11 protein-coding genes are annotated in these 20,159 nt (G+C 46.5%); 3 read left to right on the top strand and 8 right to left on the bottom strand.

The window, feature by feature from the left end; genetic code table 11:
• Positions 1 to 47: 47 nt before the first annotated feature.
• The 8 genes from NSS87_RS04525 to NSS87_RS04490 all read right to left on the bottom strand — a co-directional run bounded on the left by NSS87_RS04525 (position 48) and on the right by NSS87_RS04490 (position 17,000).
• Positions 48 to 2,627: a DUF4430 domain-containing protein gene (locus NSS87_RS04525; RefSeq protein WP_339245094.1), complete on the bottom strand. Its 2,580-nt coding sequence runs from the start codon at positions 2,625 to 2,627 to the stop codon at positions 48 to 50.
• Positions 2,628 to 2,835: 208 nt separating this feature from the next.
• Positions 2,836 to 5,796 (bottom strand): glycosyltransferase, encoded by a 2,961-nt coding sequence (locus tag NSS87_RS04520; RefSeq protein WP_339245092.1) that lies wholly within the window; start codon positions 5,794 to 5,796, stop codon positions 2,836 to 2,838.
• The gene (locus NSS87_RS04515; RefSeq protein ID WP_042124368.1) at positions 5,793 to 7,055 is read right to left on the bottom strand and encodes a hypothetical protein; all 1,263 of its coding nucleotides are present in this window, start codon (positions 7,053 to 7,055) and stop codon (positions 5,793 to 5,795) included. The genes NSS87_RS04520 and NSS87_RS04515 overlap by 4 nt, the downstream gene beginning before the upstream one ends.
• Before the next feature lie 84 nt (positions 7,056 to 7,139).
• Positions 7,140 to 7,781, bottom strand: coding sequence for a hypothetical protein (locus NSS87_RS04510; protein ID WP_042185104.1), 642 nt, complete (start codon positions 7,779 to 7,781; stop codon positions 7,140 to 7,142).
• A 22-nt stretch (positions 7,782 to 7,803) separates the two neighbouring features.
• The gene (locus NSS87_RS04505) at positions 7,804 to 9,075 is read right to left on the bottom strand and encodes a vWA domain-containing protein (RefSeq protein WP_042185102.1); all 1,272 of its coding nucleotides are present in this window, start codon (positions 9,073 to 9,075) and stop codon (positions 7,804 to 7,806) included.
• 249 nt (positions 9,076 to 9,324) lie between these two features.
• Positions 9,325 to 11,727, bottom strand: a complete 2,403-nt coding sequence (locus tag NSS87_RS04500) for a transcription initiation factor TFIID (protein WP_339245088.1) — start codon at positions 11,725 to 11,727, stop codon at positions 9,325 to 9,327.
• A gap of 4 nt (positions 11,728 to 11,731) precedes the next feature.
• Positions 11,732 to 15,121 (bottom strand): tubulin-like doman-containing protein, encoded by a 3,390-nt coding sequence (locus NSS87_RS04495; RefSeq protein ID WP_149646437.1) that lies wholly within the window; start codon positions 15,119 to 15,121, stop codon positions 11,732 to 11,734.
• 61 nt (positions 15,122 to 15,182) lie between these two features.
• Positions 15,183 to 17,000 carry a vWA domain-containing protein gene (locus tag NSS87_RS04490; RefSeq protein ID WP_339245085.1) on the bottom strand — a complete coding sequence of 606 codons (1,818 nt, stop codon included), beginning with the start codon at positions 16,998 to 17,000 and terminating at the stop codon, positions 15,183 to 15,185.
• Between the two features lie 205 nt (positions 17,001 to 17,205).
• Between NSS87_RS04490 and NSS87_RS04485 the strand changes: the two genes are divergently transcribed.
• The 3 genes from NSS87_RS04485 to NSS87_RS04475 are packed head-to-tail and all read left to right on the top strand — an operon-like array spanning position 17,206 to position 20,114.
• On the top strand, positions 17,206 to 17,358 hold the full coding sequence (locus NSS87_RS04485; protein WP_155986556.1) for a hypothetical protein: 153 nt from the start codon (positions 17,206 to 17,208) through the stop codon (positions 17,356 to 17,358).
• The gene (locus tag NSS87_RS04480) at positions 17,351 to 18,277 is read left to right on the top strand and encodes a hypothetical protein (RefSeq protein ID WP_149646435.1); all 927 of its coding nucleotides are present in this window, start codon (positions 17,351 to 17,353) and stop codon (positions 18,275 to 18,277) included. Before NSS87_RS04485 ends, NSS87_RS04480 begins: the two co-directional genes overlap by 8 nt.
• Positions 18,278 to 18,335: 58 nt before the next feature.
• Positions 18,336 to 20,114: a hypothetical protein gene (locus NSS87_RS04475; protein WP_339245083.1), complete on the top strand. Its 1,779-nt coding sequence runs from the start codon at positions 18,336 to 18,338 to the stop codon at positions 20,112 to 20,114.
• Positions 20,115 to 20,159: the final 45 nt, after the last annotated feature.

The raw sequence follows: 20,159 nt of genomic DNA, 5'->3' as shown, positions 1-20,159 counted from the left end.
GCTAATACTCCGAATCGTAGTGTCCGCCTAACAATAATCAATCGTACTTATTCACCCGATGAATAGTACCAATATAATATATCACCGTTCTCTAAAATGTAGCTGTCCGCGCTGATACTTGGATCAGCATCTCTATTCGTCTTATACTTCCATCCACTGCTAGGTCCGCCATCAAATTCGGACAAACCATCTATAGATTTCACGTATTTACTTCCAGCGTTTCCGGATGATACTACCTTATCGCCCAATTGACTAATCAATAAGCTATAAGCCGTTTCACCTTCTTTTAGCGATACTGTTGTACTGTTCAGAATCGTACCCTTCTTGTTATCCCCAACGACTGAAAGGGTAGCCGTAGCTTTAACAGGAGCAATAACATCTGAAGCAATGTTTAGTGACTGAGTATAACGCGCCACACTAGGCACACTATCTTTAGCATATCCCGTAACAATGATCGTATAGGTATTCGCTGGTAGACCTTGGTCAAATGCAGCTACACCCTTAGCATTTGTGATCGCCTTCTGATCACCGATCAAGACCTGCACGCCAGCGGCTGGAGAAGTCACTGGATCGGAAGTAAAGGTATCCTTATTCCATACCCATTTTTTCTGAGAAACTGTTACTGTGAAAGCTTCACCCGGCTTCGGCTGTGCAGAGGATACAACCGCAGTATTAACAACCTGTGTGGTTTCTCCGGCATAATATACAAGAACACGGTCGGATTCCTGTAATTCAAAAGCGTCCATACCTACACTTGGATAGATCCATTCACCGCTACGCCATACTACGAAGCTCCACCAGCCATCATAAAGGCCTTGAGTAACTCCATGAATGCCCGATACAAAATTACCATACGACGATTTCGTGATATCTACTTTAAAATCATTGGATAATCCCAATTGCTGCAAAGCTTCAAGTGCATTGGAAGCCTTTAAAGTCCCCTCACCGATCAGTCCTTGCGGACCCTCAACGGTAAGTGAAGCCGTTACATGCTTAGGAATTACCTTTAGATCTTGAGTATATTTAGCTATCGATGGCGCTTTTCCTTCACGATAGCCTGTTACAGTCAGCTTGTAATCACCTGCTGGAACATTCCCTGAGAATAGCGCCTCGCCTTTAGCATTTGTTGTTACGATGCGATTTCCAATTTGGACCTGAACGCCAGATGCTTTGGCAGCTACCGGGGAGGATGTATTCGTTACAGCATCCCATTTCCATGTCTTACTAGTCACTACTACAGTAAAAGAATCGCCCTCTTTTAGGCTTGCTTTGGACACCGTTACCGAATCTACAAGTTTAGTATCATCTCCAGCATAATATACCAAGACCTGATCTGAATCTTTAAGCGCAAAATCACTCATTCCAACATCAGGGTTGATCCATTGACCGTTACGGGATACGGCATACATCCATCCGTCATAGCCGCCGTAGCTTCCGGCGGGAATGTTTCCAATTCCTGTGACATATGCACCGGAAGGATTCGTGATCGGCAAGTTCGTCTGAAGAGCCAGCTTCTCTAGTGCACCAAGTACGTTGCTAGCATATCCATATCCCTGTGCTAAAGTACTCTTAGGACCCTCTACAGTAACAGGTGCATAGATTAAGGCATTCTGAACAGATGACTTAGAAAAATCGTATAACTTACTGTTACTGCCTTTATAGAGTAGATTGTAGGCTACAAGCGCCTGAAGGCCTTGCTCAGTAGCTAGAATATTACTGCTTCCGCCACGGCTATGAGCGAAGCTTCCGTCAGCTAGACGGTAGCTCAGCAGGTTACCGATCAGATTCACTTTATTCTTGGTATATTCTAATCCACTTGGATCTACACCGAAGGATGTGAGACCTAGAATAGCTTGTGCAGCGCTCTCAGCACTATCTCCGTAACCTCCATGACTATCCTGAGCACTAGAGAGCCAAGATACGGCTTGTAGCCCTGCTGTGTAAGCTTCTGGATTACGCTTATGTGCCGCTAGAGCGGTCAAAGCTATCGCTGTCATATCTGGCTCACTAGCGCCTGTCGTTAAGGCAAAGCCGCCATCTTGATTTTGCTTGGAGAGAATCTCAGCAATGAGCTTATCCGCTGTCCATTTCGCGTTATATGGAATGTTATATTTACCAGAGTCCAGTGCGAGCAAAGCATATACTGGATTATTAAGTGTCTGTCCACTGATTTTGTCATGATTATAGATCTTCTCTATTAAGTTATAGCCAGGTGTTGTTCCGCTTCCAGCAAAGTTGGTAGGATCAGCACCTACCGCTCTTACTGCGAGTACGATTCTCGCATAATCCGTTACGCTCGCGAAATTCCCCTCTGCATCCTTCACCTTTTTCTCAAGAGCTAGACGGTAACCTGCTGGCAGTTTGTATCCCGCTTGAGCCAGCCCAATCGCTTGCCAATCCGACTGCACGCCACCCTTTAGAATAAATTCTGCAGCTGTATAGGTCGCATCCGCAACATTAATTCGCTCCGCCTGAGCAGCTGCATCGCTAGATTCATCTAGTCCGGTGCTAACACCTGCCTCTGCGAAGATGGTTCCTGCCGGAGTAAGGGATGTTCCTAAAATTGAAATGACCATGAATATGGCCAGTCCAAGTACAAAAAACTTGGAGGTGACTATTTTCTTCATTGTTCAACCTCTTTCTATAAAGGAATGGATACTACTTAAAATAAGAGCGCACAACATAAAGACCGCCCCTATAAAGGGCGGTATAACCTTATTTTCATAATCATATCTATTAATACATAGCATGTCTATAGAAAAGCTTTGTATGAGTAACAAAAAAAGAACAGCAGAACCAAACCTTTCGGCATCGTCCTGCTGATCAGAAATTCCTTTATTCAGCTGTTCCTTCCGGACTTGCAGTTGGAGAAGGTTCAGCACTTGAGTTAACACCCAGTGTATCCTTTGGAGCGGGATCTACAATCAATGTAAATCTTCCCGCCTTGATCATACTTTTCTCTACGATGGTCGCTCCCGGTTCTAAGGTAACCTCCACCTGATAGGATGGCTGTACCCCTTCTGTGACAGCTGTCGCGGATGGATCAACTGTGTTATTCTCCGCATCAGATGAAGGCGTTGGAGACGGTGTGGCATCGGCTCCTGAGTTAGTAGCGTCCGCATCTTCAGCCGGTTCAGAATTAGCGCCTGTGGCATCCGCTGACGGAACTGGACAAGTTCCATGGCTAGCAGCGACTTTAAAGCTCTTATCCACCACATTGGATGAAGTCATCAGACTAATCTCCGTCGGATTAAATTGCACACAATCATCAGCTTTGGCAAACGTGAACACCAATATGCTGCTCCCCTTATCTCCTTCGACGCTCTGATCCTTCAAGTATACTGAAGCCGGAGGCAGCTCATTGCCTGCACTCTGAACGGGTGTCGGCTCAGGGCTTGTCCCCGGCAGAGCCGTCTTTGGATCATCCGGACGCAGCATACTGAATACGATAATTGCGATAATCACCAGAATGCCCGTGATGGAACCGGAGATCAGGAGTCGAAATCGACTGCGGCTGATCCAGCGCGCCAGCGGGGAAGCGAGCTGGGAGCGAGCTTCATTGTACACATTTTGAAGAGCAGGCCGTGCTGTAGCAACATAGCTTTTACGGAACTCACGATTCTTGAAGGCTTCGCGGTCACTGCTCTGGAAATACTTCAGAATCGCCCGGCGGTAACCCGGATAAAGCTTTTTATTCGATATCGTAAATAAAGAATTTCCTTGAGACCATGCAAAAAATCGATAGATAACATCCTTATCGGTACCGGCTTTATGCTTTACTAATTCCATGAGTGCGTCATAATCCAGTGGACCACCCTCGCGCTGACTGGTGTAGTAGAAAGCTAGAGGCAGACGTTCAAAAGGCTCTAACACTCGGGCTTCCTTCAGTAAACGGCGACCGAGCAGTTGTACATCGTCCAGCTCCTTTGGAGATAAGCCTGCAAAAATCTCTTCATTCGGCTTCTCTTCACCAAACCAGCGATAAGCAGCGCGGAGTGCATTTTCTTTCTGCTTGCTAATTCTATCTAGTGGCGGCTGCCAATCCACGACATTGCCATAACGTAAGAAAACAACCTCCAGTAAGTCCTCCTGCGTCATTTCAGTAAGGGATAGCCTGTTCAGCAAGAATCTGTCTGCAGATGCTGCCAGATCCTGCATGAGTGAGAGTACTTTAGGAGATACGCCTGTCCCTCTACGTCGATCTTTCTCCGCTTTATCTACAGTGCCATGAATTTCCGCCACCGCAGCAACCGGATCAGTTTCCAGTTGTAGCTTTTCTAGCAAGTAATCCCTTACTGCATCCTGAGCAAAAGGTTGCTCTAACGCAGCCGGCAGAAAACGGCCCCAATGGAGTACAAAATTCAGAATGTCCACAGATTTAGATGCAGCAACTAGTCTTGATTCCATATAAGGCTCTAATAACTGCTTGCGGAAATACGCTTCAGACATTACCCGTTGAAAAAAAGCAGCGCTTAGCTCATCATTACTCTCAATGATACCGTAAGCTGCATTGAGAACATCTTTGCGTCCCGCTTCCACGCTATGAAGCATACCATTAATGAAATAATCAACAATTCTGACTTTGTAATTATGATCCTTGAGCACAAAATAATCCTTAAAGCACTCCATAATTGCAGGATCCGGGACATTCCTTTGCCGGACTAAATCAAATTCTCGGTCGAACCGCTCCAAGAAAATATCATTCAGTCGGATTCTGGAATAAATCGCCCCCTCCGCTTTAAGATAAGAGAGTAAACCACTCAGCACTGCGCTCTTGTTCTCTGTATATAAGTGCTCATTCCCCTGCTCAATCTCATAAAATACGGCTAACTCATTATAGAGAGCGAGCGATAGTTTATGCTCAGGACTTTCTCCGCGAAGGATCTGATCGGCAAAACTTACGAAATCGTCGAGATCCCCTGGATTCAGAAGTAAAAGCTTCCAAACCAGATCAGCATACGGCTGACGGGACTCGCCAAAATCTACATTCCCCATCCGACCCGAAACCAAATCGAATGTGAAGTCCTTCTCGATGCTGCGATCACCGGGACGGAGCGAGCCTTTTTCCACAAAGCTAAGATGAATATATTTACGGCTTTGCGGTTCATTCGCATACGTAATCACGCCTAATCTACGGCGGAATTCATACGGCAGCACGCTATATAAAATCTCTGTAAGCTCCACCGCACGTGCGGACAGCTCCGTGATAGGTACATTTAGAGCGATATAGATTTTTTTCTTACCTGCCACAGAGAGCATCACCGCTTGCAGCAATGCCTTAAATATCCCTTCATCAATCCCTAGCAAGCGTAATCCCGCTATAGGATCAGGTCGGCGATCCGTACGTATAACTGGAATAGCAGACAGCTCCGGCAAGGTTCCGCCCAGCTCTCCTTCATAACTTTTTGCGAAATCAGCATGCAGAAAGTCCCCGTAGCTCTGAATAATCTCCTCTGAACGTGAGGCTGGAACTACAAAGTTATGTGCAAAAAAGGCGCTCCGCTGGCCCGTAAAATCCGTCGCTTGATAACGACTCGTCCCAAGAACAGTGTCGCCATTCTCTGCATGGAACAGGTGCAGCGCACTAGGATATAGAGTCTCATCCTTCTCCCCACGCGCGGCCAGCTCTGCTGGAGCATCGTAGAGACAGAAGGGATGCAGTGTTTTTTTGATAAAATTATTGTCCAGACTGTCCGATTTCGCTACTGTATCAAAACCTTCAGTGGAACGAAATAATCCGCGGCGTTCGCGGGTATACATTTGTTGGGCGATCTTAGACCCTGAGAAAACATTCACGGGCCGTCGCTCCCCTCAATATACTTCAGCTTATGCAGCAGCCAAATAAACGGCTCGTCTACGCGAATCGGGCTTACTACACCCTCAATCTTCTGATTCACAGGATTACTGCCCAACGCAGATACCGCAAAATAGCCCGTATTCGAGAAGTACACATCCATCGTATCTTTAAAAGGTCTGTCCACCTTACCAATAAATCTGCGGATTTCTCCGTCGATGTTATGGAATTCATCCATATTCAATGTTTTGCGATGGACATAGTTATTGAACACATTACTGTTGGACTTGATGTAATCGCCATCCTCATCCTTCAGCGAATGCAGCATATCACTTTTCGCAAGAACGACTGCTGTTGGAATGTCAGTTTTGCTCTTTTCCTGATAAGCGATAAAATCACCGAACATCGTCAGCACAACATCACGCGGCTCGTCATATTGCGAGACCCATTCGCCCGGGCGATCACCGATGTTAATATGAATCTTCTCACGGATCGAACGGATTTGCAGTGGATCGACCATAAACAGAATACCGGCAGAGTTCTTAATATGTTGACCGTGTAGTCCGAGATAATCCTGATCCACCATGCCCTCACCCGCTACATCAAAGAACACAAGTGTCAGCGGCGGCTTTTCTTCATCCTTAAAAACAAATTGAAAGATAAACGGCTCCTGCATTTTCTCCTTCTGTGTGGAAGCTAGCAGATCCCCGCGTTCAAACAGCGGTTCTTCATAGAGCGTACGGAACTTACGGCTAATCTCCGCGTTGAGCGGCATACAAGCGGCATCGAAATGTCCTGCTGTCGTATGCTGCAAGGTATGAATCAGCGCGGTCATATATACCGACTTCCCGACTTGGGAAGCTCCGATAATCGAGATAATGTTACTTGGAACCTTACCTGCAGTCACAGGCAGCTCGTTATGGCAGGATGGACATAGCCGTCTGCGTGTAAGCACTCCATAGCGATCCGTAAGCCCTGTTAACACATGATCGGTATAATGATGGTATTCTTCCGGAATATCCGCCGGATTAATGATTGCTTCTATGTCATCCACCGTATCGAGCCCAAAGCGCTCACGGTATTTATTCAAGGCATCATCCTCGCCCAGCGCGTAATTCTCATCGTCCTCTCGGCTATGCATAGCCCGAAAGACCACATCCTCCGGAGAGAACTTGGTGAAGCAATACGGACACACAATATCGTAAAAAAGTGGCCTTGGCTCCGGCTGATTCTTTTTCATAAAACGGCTAAAAAAAGACATCTACTCATCCTCCCAAAAGTTGTATCTGCGTATCTTGCTATGGACAGGCATTGTCCAACACTCGCTTGTACGCATAGACTGATCTTACTCCGGCACCAGCTCGTAATAAAGCCCATACTTAGGACCGTCGGTGAAAAAGATGCGTACAAAATCATCCTTACCGATCTCAATCGGCGGGAGTACATTGCGTCCAGGGGCGAAATCCTGTACAAAGGGAAAGAGAATACCATCCTCTTTCCCTGCCGGATGTCCTCCCCGTTTCTTAACATAACAGAGGACATCTCGAGCCACTGGAACTTCTGCCGTAATCGCCATATGTACGGTCTTTTGTTTTCCGAATAATCCTCTTTTTTGTTGAACGGAATAATAGATTCTGGCTTTGCCTGCACTGACCACCACACGGTTCGCACCGTCACTTTGCCTCACCAGCAGTGTCTCTCCGTTCTCAGCAAGGCGAGCGTATATGGTATAGGAGACTAGGCCGATCTCATCCAATCGATCACGGTATCCATTGTTAGATTTGTATTCCTCACGAGTGTAGAGCTTCATTCCGACCGGAGGAATATCCCCGGTGCCAATAGAAGCCTCTTCTGCGGAGGTCTTATGGATGTACACCGCCTGCACGCCGTCCGGCCAGCGCCATCTCAGCGTACAGAACCGTTCATCCACTTGAGATGTCACATCCGTTATTACCAGAGCGGAAGCATTATCCTCGGCGTACCTCATTACTGTAAACCCCTTTCAACTACTAGAATCCTTTGCTATTCCGATTTCTCCGTCGATCAGGAAAGCTTTCTGACGGTGGATTAGGAGCTGCATTATTTCTTCTATTACGGTAAATACGTCCTTCACCTACTGGAATGACGCCTGTAAATAATGAGATGATTGCAGCCAATATAAGAACAGCAAGGAGGCGAATTAGGCCGTCAGTGAAATTGTGCCCGCTAAGTCCAAATTCCAGAATAAGCCCTGCGAACAACCCTGAGATAACGCCGCCAATCCCGAAGCTTTTTGCTAAATGACGGTTATCAAACATAATACCAAGACCGAGTCCAAGTGCAGCACCGATTAGCATCAGCGACAAAATACGAACTGCAGCATAGTATGGACTATCTGCCGTAGCATCACTACGCACCGTAAGCAATGTCCGATCTCCCAAACGATCATAGATTTGCTGGAATACATCACCCAAAAGAGCCGTATCTGTCACATCATAATAGTGACCGCCCGTTATTTTCGCAATATCCTGCAGCAACTGGGTACCGGCAGGATCCTGCATCCCCAGACCAATGGTATTTACGGCAATGCCACGATCTATATAGGTCTGTAATTCTCGTGAGGTGTCGAAATTACTGACTCCGTCCGACAGCAAGATGACCATAGCGCCTTGATTTTTTCTGCCGTCACTGTCTATCTCCTTAAGTGCTTCCGAGATCGCACCACTTATGTTCGTGCCACCCTCAGTTGGTTTCAAGTTATCAATGGCAGTCAACACCTTCTCACGATTCTGCGAATCCGAGAGTGGTGTTAACGGCTGGACGACTACAGCTTCGTGGTTAAATGTCACCACCGCTACCTGATTGTCATTGTCCATTCTCGCAATTAACGCCTTAGCGGCTGAATAACGGCTGTTATCAGGATCACTCTGCGCCATACTGCCAGAGTCATCGATAGCCATTACAACATTTTTAACCGGTTTAGCACCGCCAAAATTCAGCTCATAAACAAATTCTGTTAATGCTCCAACTCCAAGTGCAAGGACAATCATCAGAGGCAGGAGCTTCCAGGATAAACCTAGGTAGCGCTGCTTCCACGAGGCTCCGTTCAGCCGTGGCGAGATCATTTCTGCAAGCAGACAACCGATGCCGATACCGAGTGCTACTATGGCAAAATAAATGCCTACGAGCAAGATGGAAGGCAGATCGTTGTACCAGCTTAGCAGCCACTCGCCAAAAAGAAAGGCGACCCCGCCGCCGATCAGACTGAAGAAGAGCAGGAGCAGATTGATTTTTCTCTGCATCGTTATACTTCCTTTCCGGGAGAAACCTGAATTGTTCTCTGTGCAATAGAATGGAATAAAAGAAACATCTATTTCTATTCTATTGCATAATGTGCATTGGAAATAAGGAGAAATGTCCCTATTCCAGAAATTTACTTAAATCTATTGTATCAAATACAACAGAACTCTAATTAAAGGTTATATCCGATGAATCTATTGCACAAAATGCAATAAAGAGACTCAAAGTGAGGGTACCCATCTATTACGCCATCAGCGCATCTCGGGAAGCTGCTCTTCACTCACCCCATGAAGCTGATAGCCATTCTGAGCATAGGTTTCATAATAAACCTTACCATTACGGTAGTAGAGCAGGTCTTCTAAATGGAAACCACCCATCAGATTTAACTTCTCCACTCCGCTCCTACGCTGTTCATGCACGAAGCCTAAGCGATAGATGCGGGTCGTCTCATCCACACCAAATGCATAGCGCAGGAATTCAGATGCGCTGTCTCCGAAGAAATATTTTTCCTCATGACGATGCTCTTGCGTGTATTCGAACAGACGAACATTGATCGTCGCGCTATCCTCCAGATTATGGTACAGACGCTTGAACAACTCTTCCTTGGATAGAACCTGACGGTTCTCATAAGCAGCCGCAACATTTGCACGCCGCAGCAATTCTTCTTCGAAAGAAAGAGCAAACGGATCAGCCGTTAATATTTCCCGCTGACAAATGCCAATCAAACGCTCCGCTACTGCTTCTTTGCCTTGCTCTAAAAGCTTAGAAACGCTACCCATGTACTTGTCACTAAAGAATATTCCTGGCCCACGCCGGGTCTCGATCTCTTTCATTACTTCTTCTGTGACAACTCGATAGTATTCCATCACGTTCTGGCCAGTGGTTTCGTTCGTTCGCCCAATGCTGTCCATCACAGTAATACGTAACTCTTCTTCGAGCGTCTCCATAGCTTTCACACGGGCCACACATTCCACGTGAAGCTGCTCAAGCGCAGATTCCAAACGACTGCACAGCGCAAGCTCACTTTCCATGCATAATAGCTCATATTTTTTGCCATATACCGCAGAGAATAAGTAATGAATGAAGTTGCGTACCGTTCGTTTGTCAAAAAGCGGCACACGCTGGAACGGTTGGCGCTCCACACTTTCCGCATAAAGATCCTCAAGCTCATCCTGCGCGGAGACAAGTGCTGAACGCAATCCTGTCATATGCTGACGCAAAGCATGCAGCACACTGCCACCCTCATCACGATCAGCTGTCCAGTCCGCAAGCTGATAGAATGTTACTGCTGGCGTAGCTGTTTCCTGTGCCGTCAATAGGGTGCGCCATCCACGAAGAGGATGAATACCTTCTACTCTCCGGTTAGACTCTGCGACAAAATTATTACGGAAATAAGCTTCGCCCCCATCATCGAACAGCTGCTGTTCAGCTTCACGAAGTGACAACTGCTTCAGCTCATTGTAGGACGGACGTCCATGGCTCATTAGCCCCGTCATTTCACTAAGGCCGTCTTTCTCCGGGACTAGCTGCGCCCTATGCTCCCGCAAACTATCAGGATCCAGCCCTAATAGAGATTGACGCTCGCGCATAGTCCATGGACTACCCTCACGCATATCCGCTGCAAGGCGCCGGAAGGCGTGATACAGCACCGCCAAGGCAATTTGGACATTAGGTCTTCTCACGCCAGAAAAGCCTGCGGAGGCGTAGCCCTGTCTTCCTGTGCTACCTCTGATACCGCTTTTGAAGGTCATATTGTTATAGCCACCGTGTCCGGTTGCCTGATCAGAGGTCGGGCGGACACGGTTCTTAAGTAGACTAATATGGGAGATGATCTCATAGTTATCATCCATGCCGTGAGCCGACATCATGCCGCGCTCATTCTTATCGGAGAGCAGATACACAAGGTCAAATAAAGCGGAAGGACCATGACTCACTGGAATCGACAGACCATCCTCGGTTACAAGCAGCGGTGCATTAAACGTATAGTCCGTAGCTTGCATTCTGTCCAATTCACGCAGAAAAGCCAGCCCTACTGAGCTGGAATATCCAAAATTATCCCCTTGCTCCCGCTCATTGATTAAAGCGTAGAGATCCGTCTGTACCGACTTGAAGGACTGGCTGAGTATTGCTCGAGCCAGCAGTGTAATTTCTGGCAACAATACATTAAGCGGGTCATCGACCCGCGTAATGATAGAGAGATGGATCACGTCAAAAGATGAATATAGCCGTCCATAATCCGCTATACTGTTGCTCAGCCGCCGAATAACTTTATTCATTTCAGCAAGATAACGTGTATCCTCATGAAACTTGCGGTAAAGTTCATGACGCACAGTGCGTGGATCTGACCCTGCCATATCCGGCAAGGCCATGGCCAGCACCCGGTCTTTTCCTCCTGCATCAGAGCCCCTCTTACTTCTGTCTGTGTCCTCACTCTTCGTGCCTGACACAGCATGCAATGCCATAACACCGCCGGCGTTATCCCATTTTCGTTCGCAGCTATCCAGCACCGGACCGATGGCCGGAGCAACCTTGTCGCCTACGAACAGAAACAGGGCAGGGTAATGGATGCTGCTGCGTCCATCCCCTTTACTGCGCTGTGCCTCTTCCTGTACCGCATATTGTTCACCATAAGATAATGCCAGTGTTTTGATCATAGGCCTATTTCAACTTTCTGCGGATGCTGCCGAGTTTGCTAGTCATACTCTTGTAGAAACTATACATCTCATCGCCGCTCTCATACTCTACCCGTTCATACTCCAAGCTGTCGCGTGCTTCAAGGAAGGATACATACAGCCCTTCCAGCTTATAGAGCAATGGGGTTACGTCTTCAGCGGCAGTCATTTCACTCGCACGACGAGCTGCCTTACGCAGTAGAACGCTGCGGCTCTTCTCATCCAGCTCCCGGAAATGACGGTACACGGCATATTCCACGTAGCTACGTTCTTTCATCAAGTTGGCAAACGGCTCCCAAGCGTCCTCTTCTTCATCACGATCATAAACGTAGAGTGCGCCTTTCTTGATAATGCTGTCCGTGTACAACGCCTCGATGAATTGGTCCATCCACTTGTCTTCGTCCAGATATTGATGGAGCAGCCCTTCAAGCTCCGTTGCTTTTGCAGTCAGCTCAGCATATTTAGCTAGCTCAACACGAACACGAGAAATCAGCTGCGGTGAACGAATTAGATTCTCCTGTGCCATATCTTTGTTAATGCTGCCAAAAATATCTTTAATGCCTTCGCGTTCCAAGCCCTTCTCGCGCAGATTCTTAAGTTCATCAGCCGCCTTCTTCACTTCTCCGAGATTCGGACGTGAAGAATTTAACTGCATATCAAATCCACTCAACAGAGCATCCATATCAAATGGTTTCGTGAACACAACAGAGTATCTGTTGCTTGTGTTCTCGTCTACACCTTTTTCGATGATCACTCCGCTGGCCAACGCCTTTGCAAAGTCTGCACGTACACGTGCGTTATAATCACGTACACGAGAATTGACGTAGGTGTCACCCCATGATTTTTCCGGAATCGGAGAAGGCAGATACGTCCAGTTGTTCTTATCCGTCATCACCAGATGGCGGCCGATCCCTTCCTTATCGAGAATGGTCCGCTCATAGTTCTCTTCAAACACCCGCAGCGGCGTGTATACGAATAGTGGCACACCGTTGCGGGTGTTAAGCCAGAAAATACGGTTTTTCACTTGGCTTTCTTTGATTGTAAATTGTGATTTTCCAAGCGCATTATTCTGATAATTACGAATCCCTTTCAGGATGCCAGGTGCTTTAACAGGTACGGAAACGAAGCCCCATGATGGGAAATGCAAGCTGCCCGAGCTGTTGCTAAGGTGGAAGGTAGGCACGGCCTCTTCGTCCAATTTACCGGCAATAATCCGCTCTACGAACTTATCCAACGGCTCTTCATGGCCGAATTTCATCACAAGGAAATCTTCCATCGAACGGGTGATCAGATCCCCGAACTTATCACTAAGGAACTCTGAAATCGAGCGAACGATATCAATCTCCTGTTCCTTAACCCAACGTCCGGAATGCTTCAGCATTTCACGGGTGAAGTCGCGAATCAAGTCGTCGCCGTCCTTCTGATCCATGATTTTGGAGATCGTCGCCGAAATATCCGGCACGTTAACAATGTTCCAATAATAAGTTTTGTTTCCTTTATAATCCGCTTGCTCCTCGCCATTGATAAGGATGTCCCCATTCTTGGCAAAAATCGAGCTAAGCGCACTAAGAATCTCCGTAAACACACCATAAATCCGGCTGTTTTCATCGTTTAAGAGCTCGTATAAGTCCTCATAAAATTGAATCATTTGCTCAGTACGTTCTACATCGGCATGCAACCAATACTCATTGATTTTAGCGTCAATATAGGCATTTTTCTTCTTCTCTTTGGATACAAAAGCACTGCGTGCATCGCTCAGCTTCTCATCCGCACTGTCCTGTGCCGTCTCAATATCGCGTGGCAGACGCAGCAAGCTTTCACGTAAAGCCTCAATATAAGACTGAATCAGCTTCAAAATACAGAAGCCCTTCTCTGTGTACAGCAGGCGGGAAACGTAGAATGGCCCTTGCTCTGGGTGCAGGAAGATGCGCTCCAGCTCTTCACTGAAACGTCCAACAATTTCGCCAGGCAGCTGCTTTTTCGATTTAATATATTCCTCACGGGCACGAGCCAGGAAGTTCTGCTCCAGCTCTGTATCCATACTTACCACTTGATTCTTGACTACATTGGCATGACTCAGGCGTTCGCTGTTCTCGTAACCTGGCAATGGCTCAGGCACACGGGATTCAAAGGTTTTAATCATACTGTCGAGATCAATCCCAAGCTTACGTGCGAATTTCTCTACATCCTCTTGACCAGGCGCCTGCTGGAACATTTTTTCCATTTTATCAAACAAGCGGAAAGCCAGATAAGTCGTCATTTCCTCAATCGGAAGCACGGCAGACGAGGCACCGATAATGTTGTACTCATAGTTAGCTGGATAAGTCTTATTCATCTGCGCAATATTGGTGCGGATATTACTGATATAGTCATGGATGGCGAATTCTTCACCAGACTGTTTCTCTTCACTTGCCATAAAGTTCGTGATGTTCTCAGCCGTTACGTTCATACAATAATCATACGCATTCTCTAACAGCTTACCTTCGGTATTCGTTGCAGAGATCAAATGGCATAAATTAAACGGAGGCAGTGGAGAGTTTACCGTCAAAATATTCCCGTATTGCTGCTGGAATCGCTCCCCACGACTATCTACATTCATCCAGTAATCCAGCTCTTTTAGCGCCGCATAACCGTTCTTGCGAATATATTCACGCGTATGCTCACTTAGACTTTTATTAGACAGGTTCACGTCCGGTGTAAAGAGATAACCCAGTGTGTTCACACGGTCAATACCGGCTGATCCATAATCACGTTCAATAATACCGCGTACGATATAGGCAATATCAAGGAACGCTCCACTACCTGTACCCCCTGACAGACCTGTCAAAAGGAAGACCATCAGCTTTTTGTTCGTGCCTACAGATAAGGTCTTGATCTTCTTATCAATCGCTCCTACAACCTGATTAATCTTGGTGAACAAGAGCAGACGTCCAGCCTGCCGCACACCAGCGGCACCGTTCATACCATCTGTGATACTCAGCTCGGGTGACAGCCAATCCGTGATGTACGAATCAAGGATACTGCGGTTCTGCAGCAATCCGCCGATTTCAGCGTTCGCCAGCAATACAAATTCATTCTGTGGATCGAGTCCGATCCCTTTGTATTTCTTTCCGCGATCCTGTTCATTCGTTTCAAAAGCTAGAAACTCTACATTATCCGGCTTGTCCCGCTTCTTCTTGGATATCGGATCTTCCGGCAGCTTAAAGCGGCGGTTAATCTGATATTTAAGACGCAGCAGGGCATCAATGCCCGTGCCGCCTAGTCCAATGATCAGGATCGGATTATCAATCGTATCCACCCTGATCTTATCGCTGACAATCCCGCCGCCTAGTGATACATCCAATTGCTGTATATGCTCTCTTACTACTGGTTTCATATGCTTTATCCTCCTAAAAGTTTTGCGGAAGCTGTACTTCAGATTTCTTGCAAAACCACTTCTATACTAAATATTCGAGATAAATCGTCTTATCTACCGTGTGCAGGGACACTGAAACGCGGTCACCACTCTTCAGCTCAAGACCACGCGAGGCATCCGCAGCACGTCCGGATCTCTCTACAGTAATACCTTCTCCACTGCGTAACAGCAATCGGTCATTCTTAGCTGGTGTGAAAATAATACTCTCGCTTTCCTTCAGCTCAGGCGCTAATTGCAGCAGCTGATGAAGGGTGAACTTGCCTCTGAATCCAGCAAGTTTCTTATATTGTGGGTAGGTCTTCTCACCCGTATTGCCGTCTTTAACCTCAATTACCAGCTGTCCAACAAAACCACGTGCCGATTTCTTATTCAGCACATACCATGCCGCAGCGGCTGCCAACACCAGAAGAATACCACCAATAATGTAATACAAGGTATTGGACGATGCTTCTTTCAGAGGTTCTTCTTTGCCCGTTCCTGTCGAAGGACTGGTAGTTGCAGCGCCACCTGCCTTCGCGCTGATTTTTACAGGAGCACTTTCACGATAGAAACTGCTTTCCTCTGCACGAACCTTCAGCTCATAGTCATGGCTTTCTTTTACCTCGAAGGTGCCCTTAAAAACATCCCCGGAGTTATCCAGTTCGATTTCCTGTACATCACCTGTATCGATATCTGTAGCAAGCAGTACCGCCTTCATATCTTGATACAAATTACTGAGCGTTACCTGAGTACCATTGCTGAACAGGTGAGAGGTAATATCAATTTTATCACCTTTTTTATAGGTTGCTGATGGCAACGCATCGATCTTAAGCTCCAAATCGTAGTTAAAAACTAGATTAATATCAATTTTATCCTTTGGCACACCTTTGACCTGAAGCTTCCAATCTCCTTCTTGCGGTGACAACAGCTTGATCAAGCTATACGTAGAAGACTTCGACAGCACAACATCCTTGGACGGGATGGCGACAGCATTTCCTGAAGGATCAGTTAGCTTCGCGGTCACAGGCTGTGACGACATAATTGAGATATTGGCTTCCAAAACACTGCCGTTAGGCACGTTGACAGTCACATCCTGATAATCCCCATTTGCAGTGATCGACTGCACAGGTACTACCTTTAGCTTCAGATGACTAGCAAAAATTTCACTAAGTATTTGCGGAAGATCATCAGCGGAGTCCGTCGAAAATGCTTTACCACCTGTCTCAGTGGACAGATCAGCGAGTTTCTGTTTATTCAGCTTGCCGTCTGCGTTAAGACCAATCGTATAAATGGGATAGCCATTCTTCTTGGCAACCTCCACAGCGGCGTTCAGTTCTTTATCCGATTCGCTTTGCGTCCGGCCTGTTGTTTTGTTGAAATCGTTATTGCCGTCAGCTAGCATTACGATGATTGGCTCATGTTTCGGATCGCTACCATTCTGGAGCACCTTCACAGCTTCTTCCACACCGACAGCAATGTCGGTATAAGCTCCACGGTCCAGTCCATCAATAAAATCCTTCAAATCCTGTTTATCTGTCTCTGAGTTAATTTCCAGCAGGGCCTTCTCCCGCTGCACTTTGTCGGTATAGGCAACAATACCTACTTTATCACCTTGAGTGGATAGCATATCTATGAACATTTTCATCGCTTCGTTCGCGACCTTGTTCTTGTCACTAGTCTTCATGGAGTTACTGACATCGATAAGAAGCACCGCATCAATGTGAGATTGCGCCGACGTAGCCGCATAGGCCTTAACAGCTGCAAAAGGCGAGGCAGCTAGACAAAGAGCCAGGAGCAATGCCGGAAAGATACGTAGAAAGAGAGTCTTGGTTGTTCTAATACTTTGATATTTACGAAGCATAAATAGGGCTCCTCTTGTGTTATATTAGGCACATATGACAGCTTCAGCACTGTCGCTAAAATCTGTAAATAGTATGCCATTATGATATAATTAAACCTTGTAAACTTCAACTTTAGGACCGCCGGACCAAAGTAGCAATGATGCATAGAGTGATCATTCTATGAGACATCCGATCTGCAAGGCGTCCATGAGAAAGGACTGTTCCATGATTTCATACGTCATTCTTGGGATTACGTTCCTAATTGCCGTAATTCAGATTTCCATTTATGCCGCACATCAGCGCAAACCACTGACACGTGATGATATTAACGATCGACTGCTAGCCGCTTTGAACGGAGGCGATAAAGGCCGTGAATAAGAAAAGACCCGTTACCTTCCGGCCTTTCAAGGCCCCGCGTTATGCTTATGACAAGCTTCGTATTTGTCGCCACTGCGGACAATACACCGCTCTCGGTGAAGATCGATGCACCAAATGCGGTAAAGACTCACTAATTACGGTAGAAAAGCAAGCTGCATCTATTGCAGGAAGAAAAATGCATACGCGCCTCCTATTCATCTTACTGCTTACACTAGCCTCCGTCTATTTTGGGAATAGCATAGAGCAGATGATGTTATGTGGTGCCGGAGGGATTCTCCTCGCTGGACTATTGTACTATACGCAGCGAAAAGCACGGCAGAACGAGAATCTTCGTTCTCTTAACGAGCTGCTTGGACGAGGGATTGGCATCATCAAAGAGGGACTGGAGATCAACCGTCAGGAGGCTGTCTCCGTACTCCGTGAGGATGATGTGCTTGCCTACGAGAAGCTGCGCGAACTCTCCATCCTGCTTCGTGGTGACCGGATCGCACGGCAGCGTATCGCCTTGCTGCATGGATTTTTGCTTCGCAAGGATATGGATTTAGAACTGGAGCAGCTTCTTCTTAAGGATTTCGAGCCGCTGCTAGCCGAATATATCGGCGAGATCGCTAAGGTCCGTCCTGATCTGATCAAAGATCGTACACTACGATACGTAAAGAACTATGAAGTAGAAATTCGTCATATGAATAATGGTATGACCATCCTTACGGGAGTTGCCGGAGCTGCAGTAAGAATGAAGCGTTATGCCCTGCTCTATTCCAGTATGATCGGCCGATACGTGCAAGATCTGCCTAAAGACCGCTTTATGCGGTTATCCAAACTCATTGCTGCGAATCCCCATGAACCGTGGAACGGCTTGGACCAAAGAGTAGCTGACATTCGCGAAGCCAAATACCGCTGGGACCCCGAAGTTCAATAGAATAAAGAATGATGTGAAACTATGCTTTCTTATATTTTGAAAAAAGAGGCTACTCTATATGACGTTCAAACAATTAATAACCCTGCGAAACTTTATGATCATTTTGTGTATAAGTATGTTTGTGATGCTTGGACAGAAGGTTTTTCTCATCGCCGACAAAATACAAATAACCAAGGAAGCCGACCGTCTCTATGCTGCTGGCGATCTGATAAGTGCAGAGAATCAGTATCGCCTAGCGGCGGCAAACCATTCCATTCTTTATATGGAAGAAAAGGTTGCGAAGCGACTTGATGAGCTGTCACCAATCACGGCCATCCGCCAAGGTTTGAAGGCCTTGGTATCTTCCGCTAAAGCACAAGCTGCGACTAAAGATTTCACCGGATTTATGAAAAGTTATGATACTCTCCTCAGCTTAAAAGCTACATATATGAAGCCCGGTGGTCCTTATGAATCCTATTATCGCCAGTTATCGACCGATTCAGGCATTTCTGACCAGTTCACAACCTACTTCCGAGAATTTAAGGAGCAGTTTCTTACCGAACTTGCTCAGAGCCAAGAAGGAAACACGAGTGAAGAGGACACTTTTAAATGGAATCTGTTGCAGATTCCCGATGCTTATTACGGAAGCGCTGCATCCAAGGAGGAGTTGCTAGCCTCCAAGTTCAAAAGTCATGATACAGCTAAACTAAAAGCCTTAGCAGGCACAGGAAACTTTACAGGCATGCTGGAGAGCACCCTCTCCATGATGAATGCTTACAGCCAGCATAGTTACGAAGCGCCATGGGTACTTGGGCAGGCAGAAAGTAGCGGAAAGATCATCCTGAACAAAGATCTAGAGAGCGATAACATCACCGCCTTTGCTGGGCATGCTGTTGCTTATCGCAATTTTGCAGGATCGTCAGGGATTACTTCATCCAAAGTACTAACCTTAGTAGATACTAGTAAAGCTATACTACTTAAAAATGCCAAGCGCATGACCAGTAAAGGTCAATATGCTGAAGCTATTCAGCTATACAGTGATCTTGCTCCGTTAGAGGATACTTCTTCAATCATAGCCGCTACAAGATTGGCTTGGAATATTGCCGAGCCTGTGCGCCTTCTCCCGGGCGGTGAAGAGCAAGGCAGATATGGGAACGTCATCTCCAGCAAGGGACTACACGATAAGAAGGTCATTGTGGCTGGAACGGATAGCAATGGTGTCCTCTATTATGCAGCAATGAATAGCGACGAAAGTGTCATAACTTTAACTGGAAATATTTTACCAAAATTCGAGAGTCTGCGCAGTCTAACTTTTAATGACCAGCTTGCTGCCTCTTCAGGTTCTGGTGCCCCCGTGGTTCTGGCTGAATCTAAGGTCGAAGGTGGACGTACCCTTTTTACAGCATATGAAATGAAATCGGATGGTATTTCGCAGTTGTTTTCAGTGTCTGGAGATAGCTATGAACTGCAGTCCGATGATTCCTTACTCGTATCTAACGCGGATCTCGGAGTCGGTGTCGTTGGACAGACGGCACGTTATCGTAAAGTAGATGGCAGCTATCAATTTGCTGAGATTGTTCAGGAGTATGCGGTAATTTCAGCTTCCGATGTAGCGCTTCATCCTTTTGAAAAGGTATCTTTTCACTGTGAAATCGTCGCAGATAACTTCGGTAATATGCTGGCTTATTCGAATGGGGTTTATATTTTGCTTCAAGGAGACTTGGGTTCCGTTACAGGTAACGCGTTAGTTAGTGGTCAATATCAGAACGGTTATCAGCTTGTTGGAACGGAAATGGGAGAGCAATATGTGCCTGTGTTTGTGGTAGAATCCGTGGGTAGTATGAGTTTTGGACAGTAGAATATATGAGATAACTGCTTAGTCGAATTGAGAGATCGCTCATCG

This window comes from Paenibacillus sp. FSL F4-0243, assembly GCF_037963295.1.
In the GTDB taxonomy this organism is placed as follows: Bacteria; Bacillota; Bacilli; order Paenibacillales; family Paenibacillaceae; genus Paenibacillus_AQ.
This window is presented reverse-complemented; position numbering and strand designations above follow the sequence as displayed.

Excerpts from the sequence above, each read along its gene's own strand:
- NSS87_RS04525 (WP_339245094.1), bottom strand. The coding sequence starts at position 2,627 with ATGAAGAAAATAGTCACCTCCAAGTTTTTTGTACTTGGACTGGCCATA.
- NSS87_RS04515 (WP_042124368.1), bottom strand. The coding sequence starts at position 7,055 with ATGTCTTTTTTTAGCCGTTTTATGAAAAAGAATCAGCCGGAGCCAAGG.
- NSS87_RS04510 (WP_042185104.1), bottom strand. The coding sequence starts at position 7,781 with ATGAGGTACGCCGAGGATAATGCTTCCGCTCTGGTAATAACGGATGTG.
- NSS87_RS04505 (WP_042185102.1), bottom strand. The coding sequence starts at position 9,075 with ATGCAGAGAAAAATCAATCTGCTCCTGCTCTTCTTCAGTCTGATCGGC.
- NSS87_RS04500 (WP_339245088.1), bottom strand. The coding sequence starts at position 11,727 with ATGATCAAAACACTGGCATTATCTTATGGTGAACAATATGCGGTACAG.
- NSS87_RS04495 (WP_149646437.1), bottom strand. The coding sequence starts at position 15,121 with ATGAAACCAGTAGTAAGAGAGCATATACAGCAATTGGATGTATCACTA.
- NSS87_RS04490 (WP_339245085.1), bottom strand. The coding sequence starts at position 17,000 with ATGCTTCGTAAATATCAAAGTATTAGAACAACCAAGACTCTCTTTCTA.
- NSS87_RS04485 (WP_155986556.1), top strand. The coding sequence starts at position 17,206 with ATGATTTCATACGTCATTCTTGGGATTACGTTCCTAATTGCCGTAATT.
- NSS87_RS04475 (WP_339245083.1), top strand. The coding sequence starts at position 18,336 with ATGACGTTCAAACAATTAATAACCCTGCGAAACTTTATGATCATTTTG.